This is a genomic window from Paenibacillus sp. NPDC056579 (genome assembly GCF_042793215.1).
Taxonomy (GTDB): domain Bacteria; phylum Bacillota; class Bacilli; order Paenibacillales; family NBRC-103111; genus Paenibacillus_S.
Genome location: NZ_JBHTVD010000001.1, coordinates 1,489,252 through 1,511,687 on the forward strand (window position 1 = coordinate 1,489,252; position 22,436 = coordinate 1,511,687).

The following is a 22,436-nucleotide window of genomic DNA, read 5'->3' on the forward strand; positions in this document are numbered from 1 at the left end:
GCATAACACTTGAACATACTTACTTTCCTCCAACATGAAACACACCAATTACGGTTTCGCCATCAACGTCATACAGGGGAATATCACGACCACCTGGTGACCTGCTGTTCTGTATCGCAATGGCTTCCTCGGGTGATTTTGGTTGCTCACCGTCTAAGTCTTTTTTCAGTACATATCCTTGTGTGCGATCCACACCTATAGCACTGATTAATTCAGGTTCCGTTTCTGGAGAAGTAGCATCTGTGGCAGAACCGTATGTCTGCCCGTTTTTATTTTTAGGATAGAAGTTCATATTCTTAGCACCGCTAATATGAACAGAACCAATTATGGTTTTCCCATCAACATCATATAGCGGGACATCACGGCCAAGTTTTTCGAGATAATCTTTTTTCAACACATATCCTGCAATGCCATCCACACTTCCTGCATGGATTAAGTCAGGTAGCATTTCATCGGGAGTGGCTTCTTCCTTAGAACCGTAAGTTTGTCCATTTTTATTTTCAGGATAGGTGTGAGTATGGCTTTGATTAGTCGCACTTTTAGCATATGTGCTTTGGAATGCTATTGCACCTCCCATTATACAAACAATCAAAACCACACCAATCAATATTTTGTTGCCTTTAGAATACATCCTCACATTTGTTCACTCCTAAACGTTTTCTCGATCATCACTATTTAACCGTTCGTCCCATCCGTTTCAATTACTTAGACGCGCCAAATAATGGAAGGTTGCACTGATTTACCCTATAACTTAAGAAGGCCGCCCGATTGATTCGTGGCGGCCTTATGATGATTATGTTGAGCTATCGTACCTGTTAGTTCAATCATTAGATTAATGTTAGTAATTTCTCTCAGAAGCCATTGCAATTGCTTTCGTTTCGTGAACTGTACCATATGGATGCTCAGGCGGCGCATAGATAACATAAATTTTAAGTGGTTTATTTCCCGTATTGGTTACATTGTGCCATTTCCCAGCAGGTATCATAATCGCATAGTCATCATAGGCCATTTCTTGAAAATCTAATTTATCCTTGCTATCTCCCATTTGTACAAGTCCCTGACCTTCTTCAATACGTATGAATTGATCCGTTGTCGGGTGGACCTCTAAACCGATGTCATCTCCAACGTTAATACTCATCAGAGTCACCTGTAAGTTTTTCCCTGTCCATAAAGCGGTGCGATAATTATTGTTTGACTTAGTTGTTTGGTTAATATTTACTACAAATGGTCTTGTTCCATAATCTTGTAATGTGATGTTTCTATAATAAGAGTTCCAGTTGTTAATGTTCCAATTGTAATAATGAGGTTTCCAATTATTACTCAAATAATTATTCCAGTTGTTATGCAGTGGATTATGCTGCTGATAGTGACGGCAAGAATTACTGTACATTTGCATTCTCCTCTTATTTATTTCATTATTTACCGCTTTATCCTATGCAACTGCCTATTTAAAGGAATGTAAAAAGCGCAAAAATGGGCAAATTGATTAGCCGCTCTAGGCGGTCGCGCCGTGGAAACAATAATCATAACATCTTTTAACAGTGTGATAATTTCTTGCTTTATTGAAAAAAAGAAACCGCTTCATAATGAAGCAGTTTCTAGATTATTTATTAACTTGTTATTTACCATTCTGAGTCTTGTAATTTTTTACATACTCGTCTTGAACTGCCTGGCCACCCTGACCCATGTACTGTTGAACCAGTGTTTTATACAGGCTATCCACTTCGGCAGGCTTAGCAACAATTAGTTTTGCCAGCATTTGAGCTGAAAGATTCTTAAGCTCTGTGTTGCTTTTGGCATCAGCTGCATTCGGTATGGAATAGAAGTAGGTAGTATAATTGTCCACCATACCTACCTTTAAAGCATTCTCTACATCTTTTTCATAACCGGGATATCCTGCAGAAATGGCTGCAGTATTCTTCTGCTGATCACCAAGTTCGATACCGTTTGAGAGTATATCATAGTCGAGGTTGTTTGCAACGGTCATCATTTTATCCCCGGAATTTGTTGTTCCTGTCTGTTTCGGAACACCATTAACCAAATTGTAGTCCACGCCTTCCTGACCGTTCTGGAGAAAGAGCGTTACCTTGGGATCAGCCATCCAGTTGAGGTATTGTATTGCAAGGTCAACATTCTTGCTTGTTTTAGGAATAATGATATACATACCATTCGGGCTGTACACGTTCTTAGGATGTTTACCTGCATCATTCTGCCATGGATCGATAGGAATAAGCTGAGCACCAGGAACGTTCTTTGTAAGGTTGGCATAGGTGCCGGGAGCTGTCCTGTACGGACCGTCCCAGTTAGTCTGGAAGGCTCCGACTTTTCCATTGGAAATATCCGCGTCCAGCAGTTTTCCATCCTTGTCAGTTGCGAAATTCGGGCTAATCAAGCCTGCATTAAACATCTTGTTCATATATTGAACAGCTTTATCAAACCCTGGCATATTCCAGTTTGTCGACCAGATAGCTTGCGGCTGAAGTGTAGCAAACTGTTCTTCAGTAAGATTAGATGGCTTAAAGGCTTCTGGTATATAGCCCAACCCGGGACCTGAAGGTTGCAGGGAATAACCATAAGGAATGACACCGCTTACATTTCCGGGATTCTTTTCTTTAAATGCAACCATGGTGTTATAGAACTGTTCTGGTGTCGTAGGAACAGGAAGTCCCAGTTTATCAAGCCAGTCTTTACGGATAAACGTATTCGAACCTGCAAGAACAGTCCTCTTGCCCGGTACAGAGTACTGTTTGCCATTAAATTTACCATACTTTAATACATCATCACCAAGATACTTTGTAAGAGTAGTTCCATGCTGCTTGAGAACTGAATCCAGCTCTGCCAAACCACCCTGCTGTACATAATTATAAACAACACCCTGCGTGTAGGTGTAAGAAATGTCAGGTGCCTGGCCGGCTGCCATCAATACGTTCAACTTGTCTACTTCCTGGGCCCTAGGAACTGAAACAAAGTTTACTGTGGCATTAAACTGCTTGCCAAAATTATCGTTGATATACTTTGTCCAGAAGTTATTATTCAAATCCGGCTGTCCGGGTTTGCCTCTGTCGAAAACTTCGACAGTTAATGTTCGATGTTCTTTTGTAGTGCCTGCTGTATCGTTTTGTGTGCTGCTTGATGAATTTGAATTACTCTGACAGGCGGCCAATGTAGACGCGAAAGTTAGCGCCACCAAAGAAACACTGATAGATCTTTTTGCCTTTGTCTTCAAAGAAACCACTCCTTTTGAAATTTAATATTTAGCAAATTGATTTATAAATTCGCGAAATAGATTAAATATCCCATTTCACGTACCTATATCAGCCTTTAACAGCGCCAATCATAATACCGGATACAAAATATTTCTGGAGCCACGGATACACAAGAAGAATCGGAACGGTACCAAACATAATACTTGCCGCTTTCAATGCCTCTGAGGGCAGATTGACATTGACATTCTCACCAGACATTTGCTGCGAAATATTGATAACGTTATACAGCTTAAGCTGTATCGTATATAAATTCTGGTCTGTAATGTAGAACAGAGCATCCTGAAAATAATTCCACCTGAATACGGCATATAGTAAACTGACTGTGGCAAGTGCCGGCTTGGAAAGAGGCAGCACAATCTTAAGCAGAATCTGCAGTTCGTTGCATCCGTCCAGGTGTGCAGCTTCCTCTAGGCTCTCAGGCAAGCTTTGGAAGAACGTTTTCAATATGATCATATAGTAGACGCTCATCATACCCGGAAGAACCAATGCCAATGGAGTGTTCAAAAGACTCAGATTCTTTACATTCAGATAATCCGGAATCAAACCACCGCTAAAATACATGGTAAATAGCATCATTAGCAATAAACCATTTCTGCCCTTGAGTCTTTTTTTAGTTAACGGGTACGCCGCCAATATGGTAACGGTCAATGCAAGGAGCACAAATACAGCCGTCAGGATCACCGTATAGAACAACGAGTACAACATACCGGCATCCCCGAATACAACTTTATAGGCTTCTATATTAAAGTCTATAGGATAGATGGTAACAGCATGGGATATAATCGCCCTATTTGAGCTTAGTGATTGCGAAAGAATATAGAGAAAAGGAACCAGGCATATAAAAACCGCAATTAAAATAATAAATGCTGCTGTATAGTCAACAATTCTATTTCTTGAATTTTGTGACATTTTCATTGTCAGTACCTCCTTACCATATTCCGTTTTCGCCCAATTTGCGGGTAATGTAGTTGGAAGTTACCAAGAATATTAAGCAAATAACAGACTGGAACAGTCCGACAGCTGCACCAACTGAAAAGTTCGCAGATTGTATACCGACACGATAAACATAGGTGCTGATAACGTCACCAAAGTCCATAACCAGGTTGTTTTGAATGTTGAATGGACGGTCGAAGTTAATAGCCATAATATTACCGAGCTGCAGTATCAGTAGGATCGCAATGGTTGGTCTGATACCTGGCAACGTGACATGCCAAATCTTCCTGAATCTCCCTGCGCCATCTGCATCTGCAGCTTCATACAACTGCTTGTCAATTCCCGTCATTGCGGCAAGATACAAAATGGTACCCCATCCTGCGTTCTGCCATACTCCAACTAAAGAATAAGTTGCAACCCATGCAAATTTGTTCGTGAGGAACGGTAACGGTTGACCCCCCATATCGCTAATTAAGGAGTTTAACATGCCTGTGGGAGAAAGCAACTGAGCAACAATTCCGCCGATAATAACCCAGGAAAGGAAATGCGGCAGATACAGTATTGTCTGGCTCACCTTTTTAAACTTATTCCATACCAGTTCATTTATTAAAATAGCCAAAATGATCGGCGCTGGAAATCCCACAAGCAAATCCAAACCGTTAAGCAGCAGCGTGTTTCTAACAACCTGAAAGAATTGTACGGATGAAAAAATTTGCTTGAAGGTTTCAAAATTATTCCAAGGACTCATGTTGACGCCCTGAAAAATGTTGTAATCCTTAAATGCAATCTGTATGCCATACATGGGAGCGTATTTAAATGTCAATATATATGCAACAGGGATAATCAACATAAGGTAAAGTATAAAATCATATTTGATGTAGTAAAACAATCCTTTCTTTTTCTCCAAAGCCTTTCCAACGCTATCCCTTTTATCCAGAGCAACACTACTATTCATTGCTTTCATAAACTACAACCTCCATTTTACTTGTTTCTCAACTCGCACAGAAAGTAATCATGTAATTAGAATAAAACTCTTATAGAGCCTGTTTAAAAAGCAGCTCATAAGATGGGATAAAAAACCGTAGAGAGGAATTGTAAAATGAAGGTCTCCCAACCAATGGCACCGTGATACCGGTTACAAAACCGGACATATTATCGTCCGCAATACTCAAGTATTATTGTTTTACACGCCTTCAATCATTTTGGCATCACGCTGCGCCGTCAAGCAAAGCAACCAATCGACATATAAGTATCCCGTGTAACCGTTGTCGCCCACCATGCTGCATGTTATTTATTATAATTGCTACCGAGCGTAATCTCGTTCTTCGAGAAAGAAACTACCGACGAGGTCTTCTCGTAAAAATGCGGAGCGTTCGCGAGCAAGCTGTCTCTAGAATAGAACAGGCTGTCCTTCGTTAAAGGCAGGTTTACGCTCTTGCCTGTAGCCGCCGCTTCATAAACAGCTGTGATCAGCTCCAGCGTTTTGCGTCCTTCACGGCCGTCAATGAGCACCTCAAGCGAGCCGCTTTCGATCGCCTTCATCACATCATCGATTTGTCCGGCGTGCCCGGTATACGGGAGATCCGCCATGCTGTTGTACGTGTTCTCAAGCTCCTCCTCGAGCGCCGTGTTCCGAGACGGAAATCCGTTTTCCTTGGAGGTGGATGCATATACCTTCCAGGGTGCGGAAATTCTTGCCTTTTCCCCTTGGAATATAAGCTGCTGTTCCTCTCCGTGATGCACGACAGAGCTTGTAATTTGCGCCAGGCTTCCGTTGCCATAAGAAAGAATGGCTACGGAAATGTCCTCGACTTCCGCGTTATTATGCGACGTATTGCTCATTACCGCATGGACTTTGTCCGGCATCCCCATCATCCACTGCAGCATGTCAATATGATGAACGGCGTGGTTCAGCGTACAGCCGCCGCCTTCCTTTTCCCAAGTGCCTCTCCACCACAGATCGTAATAGCAGTGCCCTCTCCACCAGTGGGAATCGACCTGTGCATGCACGATTTTACCTAACTTTCCGGTGTCGAGCGTGCGCTTCAGCTTCATGATCGGATCCCTGAACCGGTTTTGCCCGATTACTGACAAAATCCGCTTCGACTCTGAAGCCGCTTCCAACATGCGGTCACATTCTTCCAAGGAAGAAGACATCGGCTTCTCTACCAATACATGCTTTCCGGAGCGTAAAAAGTCGATAGCGATTTGAGCATGCGTATACGGCGGAGTACAGATCGACACCAGATCGATATCGCTGTCCAGCAGTTCACGGTAGTCATGTTCGACCCTACAGTCGAGCTGAAATTTCTCTTTATACCGGACTGCCTTTTCCTCGTAAATGTCACATAACGCAACGACTTGGCATCTTCCCTTAAACGAGGACACATACGCCTCTAGATGCGAATTTGCGATTCCGCCGGTACCGATAACAGCTACTTTAATCATCGTCTTTCACTCCTTAGATTTATTTAAAAAATTTGGCGTACTTCTGTTTTAAATTTTCTTTTTCAATCACTACCAGCTCCAAATGATCCCTCAGTACTTTTTCCGCTTGGTCGGGATTCTTCTCTTTGATGGCGCGAACAATTCCATGATGTTGGGCAAGAATGATTTGCCAATCGGAATCGGAAGCGAGCCGTAAGAACCGGATGCGATTGTCATGCGTTGCCATTTGTTGAATAAGTCCCCACGTACGGGCCCGGCCGCAGCCGATCATAATCGATTTGTGAAACTCTTCATCGAGCTCAAACAGACGCCCGTAATTCTGTTCGGATTCGCACAGTTCCTGCAGCGAGATGAGATTTTGCAGATGAAGCACCTGTTCCTTGCTGAGCAGCTCACATGCTTCCCGAACAACGGCGGATTCCAATGTTTCTCTGACAAACCGGGATTCTTCCGCATGCTGCAAATCGATATGCGATATGATGGAGCCCTTCTGAGGAGTGGTTGCGATTAGTTCCTCCTGAGTGAGTTTAACCAATGCTTCACGAATCGGCGTCCTGCTCACTTGGAGCATTTCGACGAGTTCTTTTTCCGAGATAAACCTCCCCGGCTCGAGTCGCAGCTCCATGATGTTTTTCTTCAAGGTTTCGTAAACGAAATCCCGTATGAGTCCTCTTTTGTCTCTTAAAGCGTCAATCTGAATACTCATAAGACCCTCCCGCCCGCGGAAAGACGAGTCCCACCCATCCTTTAAGCGCTTACAAAAAAAATAGGATGACTAGTTACCCTAGTATACTAGCTTAAGGGGAGTGAACCGGATAGCTTTATGAAGCTGAAACGGCCATCCTCTTTGCATGGATTCATTCTTCCAGCCACCATATGCTGATGACAACTTGCGGATAGATTTTTTTGCTGACTTTGTTTATTGATAATACTAACATACCACCATTACAGAGGAGTTGACGATGTGCTTATCGCGAAAAACATTTACCCATTTCTTGCATTTCCTCACAATTGAAAACGCTGTATAATGAGTTTGGGAATAGATTGGATGAACAAGGGGGATGTATACTATGTCTGTAATGATCGCCGATTCAATTGAACTTGGCAGGCTTTCCGACGTTCGAATGTCCTTTCATCTGATGGGGCTGCATGTTCGCGAAGTGGATCCTCGGTGGACATATCCATCCCATGAACACCCTATGTACGAGCTTCATTGGATGATCGATGGGGACATGCAGATGGTCGTCGAAGGCCAGATTTATGATCAAAAAAAGGGAGACCTGCTTTTCATACGTCCGGGAATCATCCATTCGTGCAGGTCGGCAGGCTCGCATGGCTTCACTTATTTTTGCGTGCACTTCAGCGTAGCAGATCCCGCATTCTCCAAGGAGCTGGAGCGCCATCAAGCCGTCTGCTTCGACGCCCCCTCTCCCCTTGTCAAGGAATTGGCCCCCTTCCTAACTGACTTATGCAATCTTGCGACTGAATACAAGAGTCGTTCGCTTTCTGCCGCAAAAAGCATGAAGGTGTACGCAGCCGTCTTTGAGCTTTTGGGAACGTTGGTGGAGCAGCTGTCACAAACCGACAACGTCGTGCTTACGAAAAAGGAATTATTGGCCGGTCGCATCGCCGAAAATATTGAGGATTCGATCCGCAGCAGCCTGCTTCATGGCCAAATGGAAGACAGCGAAAGAACACTCGTCCAAGATATTGCCAAATCCTTAAAATTGAGTCCGTCCCAGGTGAATCGGATATTTCAACAGGTTTACGGGAAAGCTCCCCGCAAATATATGTCGGAAATTTTGTTAAGTGAGGCCCAGCGCCTGTTGCTTCAGACGGACCTGGTCATAGATCATATAGCCTTGATGCTCGGGTATAAAACAAGCGCCCACTTCAGCCGCCAATTTAAGCGCTGGACGGCCATGACCCCGAGCAGGTACAGAAGCAATGCAGAGCGTGATAGCCCGAACGAACATTAAAGCGGTTCCGGTTCGGAGCCGCTTTTTGCCGTTTCTTTATCCAGCCTAGCACTTTTTCCCGGCTTCCAGAGCTTGAACGATCCGTTCCACACCGTGACGTCAGTGTGGCTAGATACATGTATTTTCGTAGTATCGCATCTACTTAATCTGGAACGGTTTTATTCCTTGTATCGAATCGTAAGGATCTTCCTATTTTCCCATCCAATTCGTTCCAGTAAGTATAATGAAAATCTCCCCGTTCGTCACAATATTCTAACAGTGATACTTCAAACTCCGCTGTTTCAAAAACTTCTAAGAAGGTTATTGCGTGCTCTGCCAAAAGACCATCAACACTCTCCGGTTTAAACAAACTGTTCCAACTTCCTAAAGAAAGTAAATTGAGCTCATTCTCTTGGGTACTGAGATTTTACATTTTATGGATTAGTATGGGATGGACTTTTGTAACTCTAACATGGAAATATTTTGGTAATTATTATACTAATCTGCCGGTACTTCTATGAACATCAGTTTCATGTTCCAGCATTTTAAGCTCAAAGAGTCGCATATAACTCGGCATATTCATTAACTACGACAAGAACCTTATAACATAAAAAAATAAGCCGTGTTTTAAGCGGCTTGTAATGTAATCAAGTTCTTGTCAACCGACAGATTGTCCGTGATAGCCGGCAAACTGAACTCCGGCCCATCCCTCTTCTGCTCAGCTCGCGAAGTACACCGGGAAAATCCTTCACTCATTCATTGCGCAGCGTATACAATTGAACCGCCAGCTTATCCCTCATCATGGTGGCTTCCTCTCCCCCGTATTTCGCTGGACCTCATTGCTAAGCTACTTGCCTTGACGAACCAGCCGCTTCTGCAGATCATCAATATTCATGCTGTGTGTGCTGCAGAGGCTTTGTTTCGTCAGCAGCGCCGCTGCGGTTCCGGCCGCTTCGCGGAGTAGTTCGGCATCACGCGAGTCGAGCCTTGCGTCGCGCGGTCCGTCGAAATCGTGCTCCCAGCAGCGACACAAGCGACCAAAGTCTACCTTAAAATGCTTTAATTTACGGCGATGGAAACGAATGCATTTTCCGGTACTTCGAAGGATTCATTTTGAAATATTTCGTAAACATCCGGCTGAAATACAGACCGTTCTCGTAACCGCATTGCCGTGCGATCCGGTCGATCGAATAATTCGTTTGTACAAGCAGCGACTTAGCCTTCTCCATCCGGATCGAGTATAAATATTGGGAAGGCGGCATAGCGTACACCGCCTGGAACCGGCGCGTAAACTGCACCGGGTGTATCCCTATAAATTCCACGATATCTTTCATTTGGACATCGCGAAAAGCGTGCCGTTCGATCATATCTTTCGCTTCTTTCATCAGCGGGTCGCTCACGACATTTCCGAATTGGGCGAGCGCTTCCGCTTCCATGCAGAATAGCAGCCAGAGATCGTAGACGAAGTGGGAAGACCATCTTAAATTATCGTTCCGGCTCATCCGGCTGGCCCGGAGCAAATGCCGGAAATTGTTGTACAGCCGGTCCCGCTCGGAAGAAGTGAATTTGAAGGAAAACAGGCGTCGCAGCTGCTCCGATAACTGCGCTTCCCCGCCGTCCTCTCCGGCATAATAAAACTTGATGTAGAAAAAAGAGAGAGGCGTAATCATTTCACGGCGAAAATCTTCATGCGGTGGACATAGGACGATATCTCCTTCCGCAGCTTCGCCAGACAGTTCGCCGATTCCGTACCGGAAACGGCCGGCTTCGACGGCGATCATGATCCAGCACCGCTCGCGCTCCACCTGCTGTACGAATGCGGGCTTTTCTTTCCAGTAGCTGTTGCTGATCAAACGAATCGGATGGATGAGCATCGCCGGATTCTCCGTTTCATATGCTGAACTTTCATCCATGGTACACCAGTTTCGTCCCCCTATTCAATAGCGCTATCGGATCACAGTGCCTTCCAGTCGCCGGCGCCCGTTCCGACCTGAACGGCGATGTATTGGTCCGAGCCGTCGGCGCTCCTTATGATTTCCCCCAAATGCTGGGCGTTAAACGCGGGGATACCGGAGAAAGACCGCCTTGGAACAACTTTCGTCGTCATCGTATCGATGTTCCTGTCCAAACAGTACACGATCGGCGATACACCCGGTGAAACTCCGGAGTAGCCGCTACCTGACCCGCTCCATGAATTGCCTATCGCAGTAAGCTCGGACAATATTTTACCGCTCCCGCCCGCGTTGATATTGACGCATTGCGATGTAATTCCCGAGCAGCTGTTGCCGTCGATCATCAGTTTCCCGGCATCGCCTCCGGCAGCGATATCCGCGTACAGAAGCCGCAATCCGTTCCGTACGGTATTGCCCCTTATGCAGAGCTCGGCAAAAGACTCGGTACGAACCGCGTTCAGCGTATCGAAAAATTGATTGTCGCGAATGACGATGCCCCGACTTCCCGAGCTTCCGCGAAACCGGACTCCCCCGTAGTTTTTAGTGGCATCCCCCGTGTTCAAGCAATAGAAGCGGTTATCCGCTACCGTGACGTCTTGAACGTCAAATGCCCCCCAGGCCGGAGAAAAATTGACCATCTGCCTGGCGTCCGAACCGGCGGTTACCGAACGTACATCGTACACCTTGTTGCCGCTTATCTCGAAGTTACGGGGGTTTCCCGCCGGAGAGCCGTAGCTCCTCAGATTAATGACGCTGCTTCCCGTCGTATTGAATATTTCATTGCCGCAAATTCCGATATCCCGCAAAGATTCGCTGCTGAAATTATCGTCGTTGATCGCCTCGATCGGAATATTGGCGCAGCCTTCTATAACATTGCCGCGCACTAAGCACTGGCTCGATATAATAATGCCTTTATTGTTCAGCAGCCGCTTGCTGGCATTGTCATCGAATGCACCGCTCCCGAATGTCTGGCAGCATGTAATCTGGTTATCGGCAACGATCGAATAATATCGTCCTTGCATCGAGATCCAAGGTCCCCCGATCCGGTCGACGCCGTTGCCCGAGAAGCTGACGACGCGTATTCCGTCAGGAGGCATGTCTCCAGGCTGCACGGCTTGCGTCATAATATCATTGCCGCATATCGCAAATTTTCCGAAATCGCCCCATATGGCGGTCGGGGAATAACTGCCGCTTCGGCGTTTGTAGCCTACGTTGCGGATGACATTATCCGTAATGAGGCATTGTTCGCAGGAGCGGACGAAGAGGGCGATCACCCCGGCTTGGTCGCTCGTATTGCCGCGAACGACAATTTGCTTGTTCCGTTCAGACTCGGCTATGGGGATAACGGGTATCCGTTCCGTTGCAGCCGTGTAGTCACGCGGCCATTCCCGTATTTGCAGCTGAGCCCTATCCCCTTCGTACCGTTCGGAGGTGTAGATGTCGCTCCATCCGTCCCGCCAGCTCGTATTCCCTTCGAACAGAAGAGAGGCGAACCCGGCGCCGCCGAAACCGTTGATCGTATTGTTGGCGGAATAATTGTTCAGGATAGTGACATTACCGCACTGGATGAACATGGCGCCGCTAAGGTAAGCGTTCTCAAATGAGCACTGTTCGACTAGAGCCGTCTGGGTCCGGTAGACGCCTCCGGACGGACATACTTCGAGTATGCCGTTGGTTCTTCTCGGAACCGTGCCTCTGCCGAAGTTATTTTTTGTCGCCGGATACGTTTGGCCGTCCCGGTTGCCGTCAAAGGCGACGCCGCGAATGGTGAATCTCTTCCCTCCTTGCACGCGGAGAATCGCCTTGTGATTGCCGTAATCCGCATCAGTATTGACAATCGTGCCGGCAGCAAGCCGAAACCGGCAATCTCCCGATATATCCAGCTCTCCCTCTTGCCCGAGATCGGCGACGCTTTCGCCGCTGAAAACGTATATTCCGTACGCAGTTAGCACCAGTAGAGGGTACGCGAGAGCGGCTTGCATAGCGGCCGTATTATCGGCTGCGTATGCATCGTATTGCTCCCGCAATCCGACCGACGCCAGATCGACTGCACCGCCGCCGCTTAATACGGCCACATTGCCGTTCGCCAGCAAATGATCGATATAGCCGTTCCCGTTGAGTGCGCCTTCCGGACCGAGCGAATTTTCCCGCAGCGCATCGTAGTCGGTACGGGTGACGATCCGATATAGCGCCCCGCCCCGGGGCGAATCCGTCACCGCGTTAGCGATCGCGTAATAGGATGTGGTCCGCACGCTGATACCGGCTTGCAGCGAAACCGCTTTCATGCTTCCGACCGATTCGAAATGCAATCCGCTCGTAGAGCAGCCCCGGTCGCCCGTATTCCCGTAGGTAGCTGCGGTGACCGTAGCGTTGCTCGGAACGAATGGGGTGGCTCCGGCCATTCCGGCTGCGAGCACGGCACCCGACGCACCCAATGTATAGGACAAAAACGTCCGGCGCGATAAAATGTTTCGGCTCTCCTTACAATCCTTCCGCTGATCATCGTTCATCGGTTGCTCGCTCATCCGCTCTCGTTCCTCCTCGAATTTATGTGAATCGTACAACGATAATCCGCTTTCCCAATCCTACTTCTTCATTTCCGAATCGATATATTTATTAATCTGCTCTTCCGCTTCACGCAGCGCCGTGTTGATATCTTTTTTGCCCTGATACACAGGCACGAGCGCGGTATTGGTAAAAATCGACTTCGCCTGCCCGTCGTACGCCGTCGAAGGTACCGGCTTTGCTATCGCATCCTGGAAAAAAGCGGCCAAGTTTTTGCCATCCAGCCCTTTCAAATCTTTCGCATACTCTTTCTTGACGTTCTCCGAATTGATTATCGGAATGCGGCCCTGACGCGCCATAATCGTCTGTACCTCGTCGGACAACAGGTAAGCAATGACTTGAAATGCGGTATCCTTATGCGGTGTGGACGGCGGAATCACATAGAACGGCGCGTTCATCTGGGAGCTCGAACCGCTCATCCCATTGAAGCGGGGCAGCGATACGAAGTCGACGTTTAAGCCTGCTTCCATCGCCGCAGGCAATTCGGTAATATAATTCGGTCCGGTACGCATGGCTACCGTCTGGTTTTTCAGGAAATTGACTTTCTCATCGCCAGCCTGGGCATTGCCGTCAATTTTGTAGAACGAGGTCATGACGTCCAGCCAACGTTGCCAGGCGTCGGTGTTGATCGCGGCCTTGTTCGTCTTCGGATCGACGAAGCCTTGCGCCAATTGGTCCTTGTACACGACGTTAAGCGCATTATATTGGAAGCCCTTGTATTGAACGCCGCTGTCGGTTCTGGTAACCATCTTGGCGATATTGAGCATCTCTTCCCAAGTCATGCCGTCCTTCGGATAGGGAACTCCGAATTTATCGAATATGTTTTTGTTGTAGTAGATCGCGTTGTTGTTCAGCTCGAACGGCATCAGCAGAAATTCCCCTTTGTCAGAATACGATATTACGGTATCCACGGCGCCGGGAACCAGGCGCTCCAGGTCAAAACGGTGCTTCTGGATTAGTGGCGTCAAATCGCTGAGCAGATGCAGAGTTCTCAGATCCTGCAGGCTTCCGAGTGAATAGGAGATCAAATCGGGCGTTTGTCCCCCGTTCAAGAGATCGAATATCGATGTGCCTTTGCCGTCCTTTATCGTTTTCAGCGTAACGTGCGGGAATTTCTTCTGGACGAGCAACTCGATCGTTTCCGCCAAGACGATCGAATTGCCATGGGTAAAAAAGGTGAGCGTAACCGGGGCAGGAGGCGCCCCGGAGTCGACTTCTTTGCTTTTCTCTCCGGTCTTGTCGGAATTGCTGCATGCCGAAGTCATGATAGCTGCAATGCTAACGCTAACAATTAAACCGAATAACTTACGACCCCTTTGCATCACGTTTGTCCCATCCTCTCTTTGCTCATATAAAGAAGCTAAAGATTTAACGCAGACGTGCTCCTTGTTTCACTAACGATCGCTGTACGTTGCCTACATAAAGTTGTCGGGGATTGATATTATCCTGCGCGCAAAGCGCCGCTGCGGTGCCCGCTGCCTGTCCGATCGCTATCGCGATCGGCTGTACCCGAATAGCCGAATGCGCTTCATGCGTGGCTGATATCGGACGGCCGCCGATAAGCAAATTTTCGATTTTCAACGGGATTAACGAACGTAGCGGAATATCGTACCATTCGCCAGGCTTCAAGCTTTGGATGATGGTTCCGCTGCCCGTCGGATTGTGGATGTCGACAGGGTATGCACCCCGAGCGATTACATCGTCGAACTTGCATGCAGATAGAAGCTCTTCAGCGGTCAACACATGCTCTCCGATTATCCGGCGGGATTCTCGTATGCCAATCTGCGGTGCGGTCGTTTGCAAGTAAGCGTTCTCAAATCCTGCGACATCTCGTTTCAAAAAGGCTACCAACTGCTGAACTTGCCGTCTTCCTTCGATTTCAGCCTCGGTCAACTGCCACGGATCGGTAGCGTCCTTCAGGATGATCCGGGTCGTATTGAAATGGATGACATCAGGTTGATTCGCATAAAACCATAACACGTCTTCGCGCGGGCAGTCCACTTCCCCCCGCTCTTTCGCTTCTAGGAATAGACGCGTGATTTCATTTTTGTCCGGCATGCGCTGAATATCGACATCGGCCATTCGGAAGTTGAGCGTCATCGGCTGGCAGTTACTGTCCACTTCCCGGCCCTTCTCCACGACCGCACCGGCCAGCGCTGCCAAGTCTGCATCGCCCGTAGTATCGACGTACATCCGCGCCTTCATTTCAATGAGCCCCTTCTTGTTGGCCAATTGAATCGATCGGATCCTCTTTCCGTCCTCATCCATCTTCGCGTCCGCCAAAAAAGTATGGTACAGCAAAGTAACGCCCGCCTCGATACACAACTGCTCGGCGACGACTTTTAGCGCCTCCGGATCGAACGCATTTCTCGCTTTCGGATGCCCGTACATGCCGAGCTCGCTCATACCGTCGATCAGCTCCTGCAGCACGCCGAAAATGATTTGCTCCCCTCCGTTTCCCGCTCGATATGACATCCACGGGTTGACCATCATCGCCGTTCCTGCTCCTCCGAGAAAACCGTAACGTTCGATCAGAAGCGTCCTGGCCCCTTCTCGGGCGGAAGCGACCGCCGCTGCGATACCGCTTGGTCCGCCCCCTGCAACGATTACATCGAAATTGGTAAGATTACTTTCCACCTGTTCCATCTCCCATCCTGGTGAATATGCATTTATTTAACAATCCCTTTTCAGTATAAAGGTATCATTCCAAAAAAAACGATACAGGAATTTAATAAAATATGCATTTTTTTTCACAACTGACTGAAATACGAATCAACCGCAGCTATGGATGAGAAAAAATAACGAAACCGACATCCTCTTTTAGCAAAAGGAGTCGGTTTCTATTTTGAGTAATTCAACAAAATACGTTGGCTTAGACATGTACAAATCCAATTCAACTTCAGGATACGGAATACTAGACTTGAGGACATCCATCATAGCTATCGTACCCGTTAGCGGATTGCTTGCTAATAGCATCGAAACAATCCATCGATTTCTAATGATCTTTGCCTCTTTGCCTCCATCTCTTCATTTATCCTTAGACGTTAGAGTTGTTCAACCAGGAAAGGTTTCTTTATTTCCAAAAGAAGAGGCACCGCCGGTGCCACTACCAAGATGGAAAGGTTGATCTTCAGATCTCCAGCAGGTTGAAACCAATGCCCATAAGCCGCCAATCGCCGTCATCTACATAATAATGCCCTCCAGCATCAATTGAATCAGCCCGGAAGATGAGCACAATTTCTTGTTAGCGTATTTCCAGTGACCACAACTTTATTCCACTAAACCCAAAGAAGCCGCGATTTACGCGGCACTTAATGAGATAATGTTCTTGTCAACCGACAGATGGCTGTTGATAAGTCAGGTTAAGAGACCCTAAGCTCTTTTCGTTTATAAATTTAAAACGTAGTATATACACTTTCACATTCTTCCGCGGTCGGTTCATAAAAACAGTGCTTCTTCCATCGTCCTGCGTGCGGCTGATTATACCAAGTTGGCGGACATGGTCCGGGATTTTCAAACGTTCCTGGACGGAAATACCATAGGGAGAATTTGGCTGGCCAATTCCGCTCCCCATTCACAGACCGTTGCGCCAGACGGCGTTCTCTATCTCTAGCGCTTTGATAGTACAAACCATGTTGCAACGCTTCGAAAGCATGTGCCTGGTTGATCATTTGGGGAATTGTCCGGATTCCTTTAAAATCGGAGCAATTCGCTCTTACTCGGTTAATACCAACATTTCCAACAAGGAGCATACCCATTTCGCCTTCGGTCTCAGCTTCAGCTCGAAGCAACCTTGCCAGCATATCAATATCCTGCTTCCTGGCTTTTACGACTGCCATTGGCTCACCTCTTTAGACTGTATTTCTAGACTTATTATATTGTAGGTGAAGCGGATGTATTACTCAGGCAAAATTGAGAGCGATAATAAATAGCCGTTACCCGTTAGCTCAACAAGAACCAAAACCAAGTCCCCATGCAAAAAAAGGTCTAGCCGGCATTAAAGCCAACTGGACTTTTCTTTACGAAACTATAAATCACGGATATACCATGCGTCACATGCAAAATGACTGGAACCAGTAAGCGGTGCTTCCAGCCGCTGAAAGCCGTATTTCGTATAAAAGCGGTTAGCCGCTTGCATATTTTGCAGCGTCTCTCTAAATTCAGTTCAGCTAAGATTCCGGCAAACCCAAAGCCGTGAATTAACCCAAAAGCAAAGGCTATCCAAGGAGCGTGTTTGGATTCAGGTTGAAAGATGTTTTTAATATTCGATCCTTTATCTTCGTAATAGACGTTTCATTAATGGTTCCTTCAGCAGGAACGCTGTGTCTATTGTTGAAAAACGAACCGCTTTTGCTTTCCCATTTTTCAGAATGGAAAGATTCGACATAGTAATTCCAACCCTCTCCGGAAGCTCCGTTAATATGCCCCACCTCAGTCCGTTAAATCATTTTCTGATTTTATATTAATAGCTTCTTGTAAAAGTCTTTGGAGAACAGCAGCAAAAACGGCGATCACCATAGAGGCGAAAATAATGACCAATCCCATTGGTATGAAACTTGGAGGGTCAACTCTCTTCCCCATAAGATAGTAGAGTGGCATACCTAGCAGGTACAAGGTACTTATTGTGATGGCACAGTATTTTATATTCTTTAAAGCTTTTGCCGATAATTCCGAGAACGCTTGGTTCTTATCAATATAGTTTAAAATTTTAAAAGCTTGATACAGAGCAAAGTAAAAAGGAATCGCTGCTGCGTACATATCGATTAAAACGAGAGGTTTCATATAAACCATTTCTGGATACAATTCTCCAGCAAAATTCCCAATCTTAGGCACTAAAAATATGCACAAAGTAAGAATTGGGATTCCAATAAGAATAACGGCCATCTTTAAAAATAGTGTTGTTCCTCGTTTCATAAATTGCACCTCACTTATTTAATTTCAGTTTTTACTTTACCGCATAATTTATTGTTTTACAATAAATTTATATCGTTTATTATGAAAAATAAAAAGCATTTCTCATGACAAAGAAATGCTCTTACTCTAACGGGTTTCGTTTTGGAGGAGAAAATGTAAATTTACCTTCCAATTTACATACGATTTTGCTCGGCAAATAACACTGTATTGTTTCTGGAATAAACAAACAAATGGCGTGCCGATTAGCACGCCATTTAGCTTTGCATTCAAAGTTTCTTGAAATTAAACTAAAGCCCCCGCATAATGGATGGGACTATTCGTATCCAAGTGCACTGGTGTATTGGGCTATTCGCGAGCGACCGTAAGTTACTGTCGTTGGCGTTTATTTGCTTCGCTTTGACGGACGATCTCGTCAACGACGTGCGCGATCGGTGCGGTGGCATCGATTATAATTCCGTTCTTCGGAATGTCTTCTTTCGTTTGGTGCAATCGCGCAATGAGTTCCCGTTCCGCACTCTTTGCGCCCCACTCATTTTCCGGTCGCTCATCAAGCCGCCGGTTCAATGTGTCAAGGTCGACCTCGAGGACAAACACGCCGTCAAATAGATCTATGAATTTCGAAAAGTTCCTAGAACCACCGCAGAAAAAGGTTACCGCCTCATCCTGATTGGCGACCAAAGCTTTTACTTTATCTACATGCCATATGTGGTGCTCGTGCGTGACGCCATCCGTCCGTGTACCCGTTTCTGGATCGCCTTGATAAGCCAATTCACGGTCACCATTAATGGCATGGTAGCCGCGCCGCTGCAATTCTTTGCAGACCGAAGTTTTGCCGGTGCCGGAAACGCCTTCAATTAGAAAATTCCTAATGCCCATGGCTAGACCCTCCTTTCAACAGAAATAAAGACGTCACTAAGTTAGGCATATGCCCGTGGACGAATGCCCATCATTTTCATATATATACATAAAACATGTGTGAGCAGAAGAGGGAGATCTATGAGCAAGAATCTGTTTGATATCCAGACCGCCATTTTATTGTCCGCACTTTGCAGCCAAAGCTATCAGCAGTTTGAAAGCGCCGATGGAACCTTTGTTCTGCCGCGACGTTACCAGTTGGTTACGGAATTTGAAGCCGCGTCATTTACAGGCAGAAAAGAACCGTTCGGCTTTATCGCCGAAGCAGCGGACCGGATCGTCCTTGTGTTTCGCGGAACGAATACCAAATCGGAGTGGATATCCGATGCAATCGCCAGACAGACCACGTTTCCCTATGTGAAGAACAGCGGCTCCGTGCACCAGGGGTTTCTCGGGATTTACGAATCGGCTCGGCAACCCGTCTTGTCAGCCTTGCAGTCTCTTTCCCGCCATAAGCCGCTTTATATTACAGGGCATAGCCTTGGCGGTGCGCTTGCTCATCTTTGCGCCGTTGACTCCGCAGTGAATAGTGGCTTCAGCGATCCTATCGTTTATACGTATGCTTCACCTCGTGTGGGGGACCCTGAATTTTCCAGCACCTTCAACCAATTATTCGACCGGCACCGAATTCACAACCCGTTCGATCTAGTCCCGCAGCTGCCGCCCATTCTCTATAAATCTCCGAAAACAGGCCAATCCTACACCTATTTACACGCCAAAAAAAGCCGTGAGCTGCCTTTCCAAAAGGGCTCTGTCGCCGCCAATCACAATATTGCCAACTACTTCACCGAGCTTGCGCTGCAGGATCCCACTTATGCGCAGCTGCTGTGCACGAACAATCCCGGGTTGTGTCCAATAACTCCAAACCAATGTTGAGTACCCGTTAGCGCAATGACAATTATTTATGCTGGTTTTACCTGAATGAACATATCGAGCTCACTTCCGTCTTCTTCACCCTTAAATCTTTCATCATATACTTCGAAACAGACGACATCGAATTGCTCATAATTATTAGTGCTGAGCCAGTAAATAAGTTTTTCAAACGTCTCGTTAATCTTACTTATGGGTCCTCTATGAGTTACTCCTGCATATAGGCCAGCGGGAATTTTATACATAAACATTCCTTCTGGCACTTCGCTTAAAGAATCGGTTTTCACACCTGCTAGATAGCCGTGTTCATTTCGTTTGATTAATCCAATTGTCTCATGACGATTTATTCGATCTGTTACTTCGTTTATTCGGGTGAACAAAGCTGGCCAGACATCCCCAGGATTGGTCGGTTTACCAATATTTCCAATACCAATAATCTTACATTCAGGAAAATCAACTAAAATTGGCTGCATTTTTCCACTCCTTTATAAATGGGTATGAATTCCTATTCGTTAGACTGGAATAAAGTTCCTTCTCGTAGTACCCGTTAACGCAACCCTTCTCCTAGTTGGATAAACGTATATTTATGTCGTAATTAGAGGTGTTCAGAAGGCTCAAGCTGAATAAAATTCAAATGTTTCATTCGGTTTATGACAGATAATACTTCATTAATTCTCGGTAATTCAAGCCATCTTTCGAAGCCAGGAAAAAAGGAAGAAAATACAATATCCACTCCTTCTCTCTCCATATCTTCGAGAGCTTTTTTGATCTTTTCATGAAGAAAGATGAGGCGATCCTGATTACTTATAGCGATTTTTCGAATTAAAAAGGCAATAGCTGCAAGCTGGGCGTGTGATGTGATATTGTAAAGCCCTCTGATATCAATTTGTTCATCACCTATCATCATGTATCCCATGGTTGAAACCATCAGCTTTTCTGTTCCACTGCCCTGTGGATAGCTCGAAAAGTGATCGGTGGTTATATTTCTTTCTATCTCCCATTTTGTAAGGGGGATACGTTCGCGCGGTTTGTCGTGTTCACATAATTTTTTTGCTTCCCGGGTTACGTTTTTTGGCACAAAATTGTCCATCAGGATGATTTGATCGGCAACGGATAAAAATTCACCGCTACCTCCAATAACAAGAACGGAAGATACGCCAACAGCCTCATAAAGCTCCCTGACACGTTCCGTAAAAGGTGTAATGGGTTCATGCTTGATTAATGAACGCATTTTGATGTCTTGAATCATAAAATTCGTCGCACTTCTGTCTTCATCAATAAGAAGAAGCTTACACCCGAAGTTGATTGCCTCCATAATATTTGCGGCTTGAGATGTGGAACCTGAGGCGTAGTCAGTCGAAAACTGTTCAGTCGAACTATTGGGTATCCATTTTATGAAAGGCGTAATATTGATATTTTTTATGGAACGGCCTTCCTCTGCAGATATTTCCATTGCACTTTGATCTGTAATAACAAATTCTCGTCCGTCGCCTATGATGTGATTGTAAATCCCCGAATTTAGTGCATCCAGCATTGTGCTTTTACCCGAATAACCACCGCCGGTGATGACCGTCACACCATGCTTTATTCCCATTCCTCGCAAACCACAAATTTCAACTTCAACATCTTCGGGGGATGTAAAAGGCAAGGCACCCTCCAGTGGCCCGCTGTTGTCTTTATTTCTTGGCAAAATGCTGCCATTCGCAATAAACGCACAATAATCGCTGGATTTCAGCCATTTGCGAATCATATTTTGTATTTTCACCAATTCATAAGCAGCATTTAATTTGATGAGATCAAACTTGGCAATAAACTTCTCCACTTCTTTTGGAAGCATTTTGCAGAGCATACGCATAGCTTTATTATTATCTCTGAATGGAAGTTGAACGGTAATCATTAAGCATAGATACCATTTTTCAGAGATGACTTCGACAAAGGATGCATTACGTTGCAACACCACATTGGTTGGACGAAAACAATAAAAAGCACCATTTTCTTTATCAGAGCGTGACCGGTTATAAATCAATTCATTTAATGCCTCAATATGATCAACCCATTCTCTTAATGCAAAATCTGAGAGAACAACTTGATCCATATTTTCATCTAAGCCGAGACGGTCAAAAGGTATTTTTATGGTGATACATGGTTTATCCAGTGTGAGTTTATGTGTCCGTTCAATGTAATAGGCAACATCATTATTCCAATAGGTTGGGTCAGGTTCATAAATCATACTGTAAGATGACTGTACGGATTGTAATGAGCGGAAATATTGAGCGAGTCTTTTAATAAAGCATCATCCTTTCATATTTGGAAAGCGGTGGATAACGGGAAACAATGCCGAAGTTGAAACGATATCTCAAGAAGGGGGCCCCTTATCCTTTGGAACAAGGTAACGACGAAACGGATCGCCCCCTAATCTCCAGGTATGAGCCTGCTCAAACATAAGCCGGCACTGTTTGAAATTTTCCGCGAAAAATGAATTCCATCCTAAGTAATTCAAGTCAATACATTTTCCCCCTAATAAAATTCGGATCAATTTGTAAGACAAACGATTAAATCCTAACCAATTTCAAAAAACCACTAATGATGCCTTGACCAACCTTTTGTCCTAAAAA

Annotated in this window: 21 protein-coding genes and 1 pseudogene; 2 read left to right on the forward strand and 20 right to left on the reverse strand. The window is 45.8% G+C overall.

What is annotated here, in order from left to right; all coding sequences use genetic code 11:
* Positions 1–19 precede the first annotated feature (19 nt).
* From ACFQ88_RS06735 to ACFQ88_RS06765, 7 genes are all read right to left on the reverse strand, one after another.
* Entirely contained in the window at positions 20–637 is a 618-nt protein-coding gene (locus ACFQ88_RS06735; RefSeq protein WP_379453143.1) for a hypothetical protein, read from the reverse strand.
* A 201-nt stretch (positions 638–838) separates the two neighbouring features.
* Positions 839–1,396 (reverse strand): cupin domain-containing protein, encoded by a 558-nt coding sequence (locus ACFQ88_RS06740; protein WP_379453145.1) that lies wholly within the window; start codon positions 1,394–1,396, stop codon positions 839–841.
* A gap of 222 nt (positions 1,397–1,618) precedes the next feature.
* Positions 1,619–3,226: an extracellular solute-binding protein gene (locus tag ACFQ88_RS06745; RefSeq protein ID WP_379453147.1), complete on the reverse strand. Its 1,608-nt coding sequence runs from the start codon at positions 3,224–3,226 to the stop codon at positions 1,619–1,621.
* An 88-nt stretch (positions 3,227–3,314) separates the two neighbouring features.
* A complete protein-coding gene (locus ACFQ88_RS06750) occupies positions 3,315–4,175 on the reverse strand; it encodes a carbohydrate ABC transporter permease (protein WP_379453665.1) in 861 nt (286 codons plus the stop codon).
* Between the two features lie 19 nt (positions 4,176–4,194).
* A complete protein-coding gene (locus tag ACFQ88_RS06755) occupies positions 4,195–5,163 on the reverse strand; it encodes an ABC transporter permease (RefSeq protein WP_239624812.1) in 969 nt (322 codons plus the stop codon).
* Between the two features lie 323 nt (positions 5,164–5,486).
* The gene (locus ACFQ88_RS06760; RefSeq protein WP_379453150.1) at positions 5,487–6,647 is read right to left on the reverse strand and encodes a Gfo/Idh/MocA family protein; all 1,161 of its coding nucleotides are present in this window, start codon (positions 6,645–6,647) and stop codon (positions 5,487–5,489) included.
* 19 nt (positions 6,648–6,666) lie between these two features.
* Entirely contained in the window at positions 6,667–7,353 is a 687-nt protein-coding gene (locus ACFQ88_RS06765) for a GntR family transcriptional regulator (RefSeq protein ID WP_239624818.1), read from the reverse strand.
* Positions 7,354–7,717: 364 nt separating this feature from the next.
* Between ACFQ88_RS06765 and ACFQ88_RS06770 the strand changes: the two genes are divergently transcribed.
* Positions 7,718–8,626 (forward strand): helix-turn-helix domain-containing protein, encoded by a 909-nt coding sequence (locus ACFQ88_RS06770; protein WP_379453152.1) that lies wholly within the window; start codon positions 7,718–7,720, stop codon positions 8,624–8,626.
* A 142-nt stretch (positions 8,627–8,768) separates the two neighbouring features.
* Here ACFQ88_RS06770 and ACFQ88_RS06775 read toward each other — a convergent pair whose 3' ends face one another.
* The 11 genes and pseudogenes from ACFQ88_RS06775 to ACFQ88_RS06825 form a co-directional block, all read right to left on the reverse strand.
* On the reverse strand, positions 8,769–8,975 hold the full coding sequence (locus ACFQ88_RS06775; RefSeq protein ID WP_379453154.1) for a hypothetical protein: 207 nt from the start codon (positions 8,973–8,975) through the stop codon (positions 8,769–8,771).
* A gap of 477 nt (positions 8,976–9,452) precedes the next feature.
* Positions 9,453–9,638 carry a hypothetical protein gene (locus tag ACFQ88_RS06780; protein WP_379453157.1) on the reverse strand — a complete coding sequence of 62 codons (186 nt, stop codon included), beginning with the start codon at positions 9,636–9,638 and terminating at the stop codon, positions 9,453–9,455.
* A gap of 31 nt (positions 9,639–9,669) precedes the next feature.
* The gene (locus ACFQ88_RS06785) at positions 9,670–10,518 is read right to left on the reverse strand and encodes an AraC family transcriptional regulator (protein WP_239624825.1); all 849 of its coding nucleotides are present in this window, start codon (positions 10,516–10,518) and stop codon (positions 9,670–9,672) included.
* A 41-nt stretch (positions 10,519–10,559) separates the two neighbouring features.
* Positions 10,560–13,082, reverse strand: a complete 2,523-nt coding sequence (locus tag ACFQ88_RS06790) for a hypothetical protein (RefSeq protein WP_379453160.1) — start codon at positions 13,080–13,082, stop codon at positions 10,560–10,562.
* Between the two features lie 60 nt (positions 13,083–13,142).
* Positions 13,143–14,444, reverse strand: coding sequence for an ABC transporter substrate-binding protein (locus ACFQ88_RS06795; RefSeq protein WP_379453668.1), 1,302 nt, complete (start codon positions 14,442–14,444; stop codon positions 13,143–13,145).
* 46 nt (positions 14,445–14,490) lie between these two features.
* On the reverse strand, positions 14,491–15,759 hold the full coding sequence (locus ACFQ88_RS06800) for an FAD-dependent oxidoreductase (protein WP_379453162.1): 1,269 nt from the start codon (positions 15,757–15,759) through the stop codon (positions 14,491–14,493).
* A 758-nt stretch (positions 15,760–16,517) separates the two neighbouring features.
* On the reverse strand, positions 16,518–16,961 hold the full coding sequence (locus ACFQ88_RS06805) for a cell wall hydrolase (protein ID WP_239624832.1): 444 nt from the start codon (positions 16,959–16,961) through the stop codon (positions 16,518–16,520).
* A 148-nt stretch (positions 16,962–17,109) separates the two neighbouring features.
* Positions 17,110–17,385, reverse strand: coding sequence for a HupE/UreJ family protein (locus tag ACFQ88_RS06810; protein ID WP_379453670.1), 276 nt, complete (start codon positions 17,383–17,385; stop codon positions 17,110–17,112).
* Positions 17,386–17,446: 61 nt separating this feature from the next.
* Positions 17,447–17,557: pseudogene (locus tag ACFQ88_RS06815) on the reverse strand (helix-turn-helix domain-containing protein); the annotation flags it as partial.
* On the reverse strand, positions 17,554–18,036 hold the full coding sequence (locus ACFQ88_RS06820) for a DUF2975 domain-containing protein (RefSeq protein ID WP_379453164.1): 483 nt from the start codon (positions 18,034–18,036) through the stop codon (positions 17,554–17,556). The gene ACFQ88_RS06820 and the pseudogene ACFQ88_RS06815, both read right to left, overlap by 4 nt.
* Positions 18,037–18,402: 366 nt before the next feature.
* Positions 18,403–18,912 carry an AAA family ATPase gene (locus tag ACFQ88_RS06825; RefSeq protein ID WP_379453166.1) on the reverse strand — a complete coding sequence of 170 codons (510 nt, stop codon included), beginning with the start codon at positions 18,910–18,912 and terminating at the stop codon, positions 18,403–18,405.
* 120 nt (positions 18,913–19,032) lie between these two features.
* Here ACFQ88_RS06825 and ACFQ88_RS06830 point away from each other — a divergent pair, with 120 nt between their 5' ends.
* Complete coding sequence (locus ACFQ88_RS06830) at positions 19,033–19,827, forward strand: lipase family protein (RefSeq protein WP_379453168.1); 795 nt, start codon at positions 19,033–19,035, stop codon at positions 19,825–19,827.
* Between the two features lie 26 nt (positions 19,828–19,853).
* Here ACFQ88_RS06830 and ACFQ88_RS06835 read toward each other — a convergent pair whose 3' ends face one another.
* Positions 19,854–20,294 carry a GyrI-like domain-containing protein gene (locus ACFQ88_RS06835; RefSeq protein ID WP_379453170.1) on the reverse strand — a complete coding sequence of 147 codons (441 nt, stop codon included), beginning with the start codon at positions 20,292–20,294 and terminating at the stop codon, positions 19,854–19,856.
* 122 nt (positions 20,295–20,416) lie between these two features.
* Positions 20,417–22,051: a P-loop domain-containing protein gene (locus ACFQ88_RS06840; RefSeq protein WP_379453172.1), complete on the reverse strand. Its 1,635-nt coding sequence runs from the start codon at positions 22,049–22,051 to the stop codon at positions 20,417–20,419.
* Positions 22,052–22,436 lie beyond the last annotated feature (385 nt).

Bases quoted from the DNA above. Each gene is read 5' to 3' on its own strand.
- ACFQ88_RS06765 (WP_239624818.1), bottom strand. From the start codon at position 7,353: ATGAGTATTCAGATTGACGCTTTAAGAGACAAAAGAGGACTCATACGG.
- ACFQ88_RS06830 (WP_379453168.1), top strand. From the start codon at position 19,033: ATGAGCAAGAATCTGTTTGATATCCAGACCGCCATTTTATTGTCCGCA.
- ACFQ88_RS06835 (WP_379453170.1), bottom strand. From the start codon at position 20,294: ATGCAGCCAATTTTAGTTGATTTTCCTGAATGTAAGATTATTGGTATT.
- ACFQ88_RS06770 (WP_379453152.1), top strand. From the start codon at position 7,718: ATGTCTGTAATGATCGCCGATTCAATTGAACTTGGCAGGCTTTCCGAC.
- ACFQ88_RS06790 (WP_379453160.1), bottom strand. From the start codon at position 13,082: ATGAGCGAGCAACCGATGAACGATGATCAGCGGAAGGATTGTAAGGAG.
- ACFQ88_RS06750 (WP_379453665.1), bottom strand. From the start codon at position 4,175: ATGTCACAAAATTCAAGAAATAGAATTGTTGACTATACAGCAGCATTT.
- ACFQ88_RS06740 (WP_379453145.1), bottom strand. From the start codon at position 1,396: ATGCAAATGTACAGTAATTCTTGCCGTCACTATCAGCAGCATAATCCA.
- ACFQ88_RS06805 (WP_239624832.1), bottom strand. From the start codon at position 16,961: ATGGCAGTCGTAAAAGCCAGGAAGCAGGATATTGATATGCTGGCAAGG.
- ACFQ88_RS06820 (WP_379453164.1), bottom strand. From the start codon at position 18,036: ATGAAACGAGGAACAACACTATTTTTAAAGATGGCCGTTATTCTTATT.
- ACFQ88_RS06755 (WP_239624812.1), bottom strand. From the start codon at position 5,163: ATGAAAGCAATGAATAGTAGTGTTGCTCTGGATAAAAGGGATAGCGTT.
- ACFQ88_RS06840 (WP_379453172.1), bottom strand. From the start codon at position 22,051: ATGATTTATGAACCTGACCCAACCTATTGGAATAATGATGTTGCCTAT.
- ACFQ88_RS06825 (WP_379453166.1), bottom strand. From the start codon at position 18,912: ATGGGCATTAGGAATTTTCTAATTGAAGGCGTTTCCGGCACCGGCAAA.
- ACFQ88_RS06760 (WP_379453150.1), bottom strand. From the start codon at position 6,647: ATGATTAAAGTAGCTGTTATCGGTACCGGCGGAATCGCAAATTCGCAT.
- ACFQ88_RS06795 (WP_379453668.1), bottom strand. From the start codon at position 14,444: ATGCAAAGGGGTCGTAAGTTATTCGGTTTAATTGTTAGCGTTAGCATT.
- ACFQ88_RS06785 (WP_239624825.1), bottom strand. From the start codon at position 10,518: ATGGATGAAAGTTCAGCATATGAAACGGAGAATCCGGCGATGCTCATC.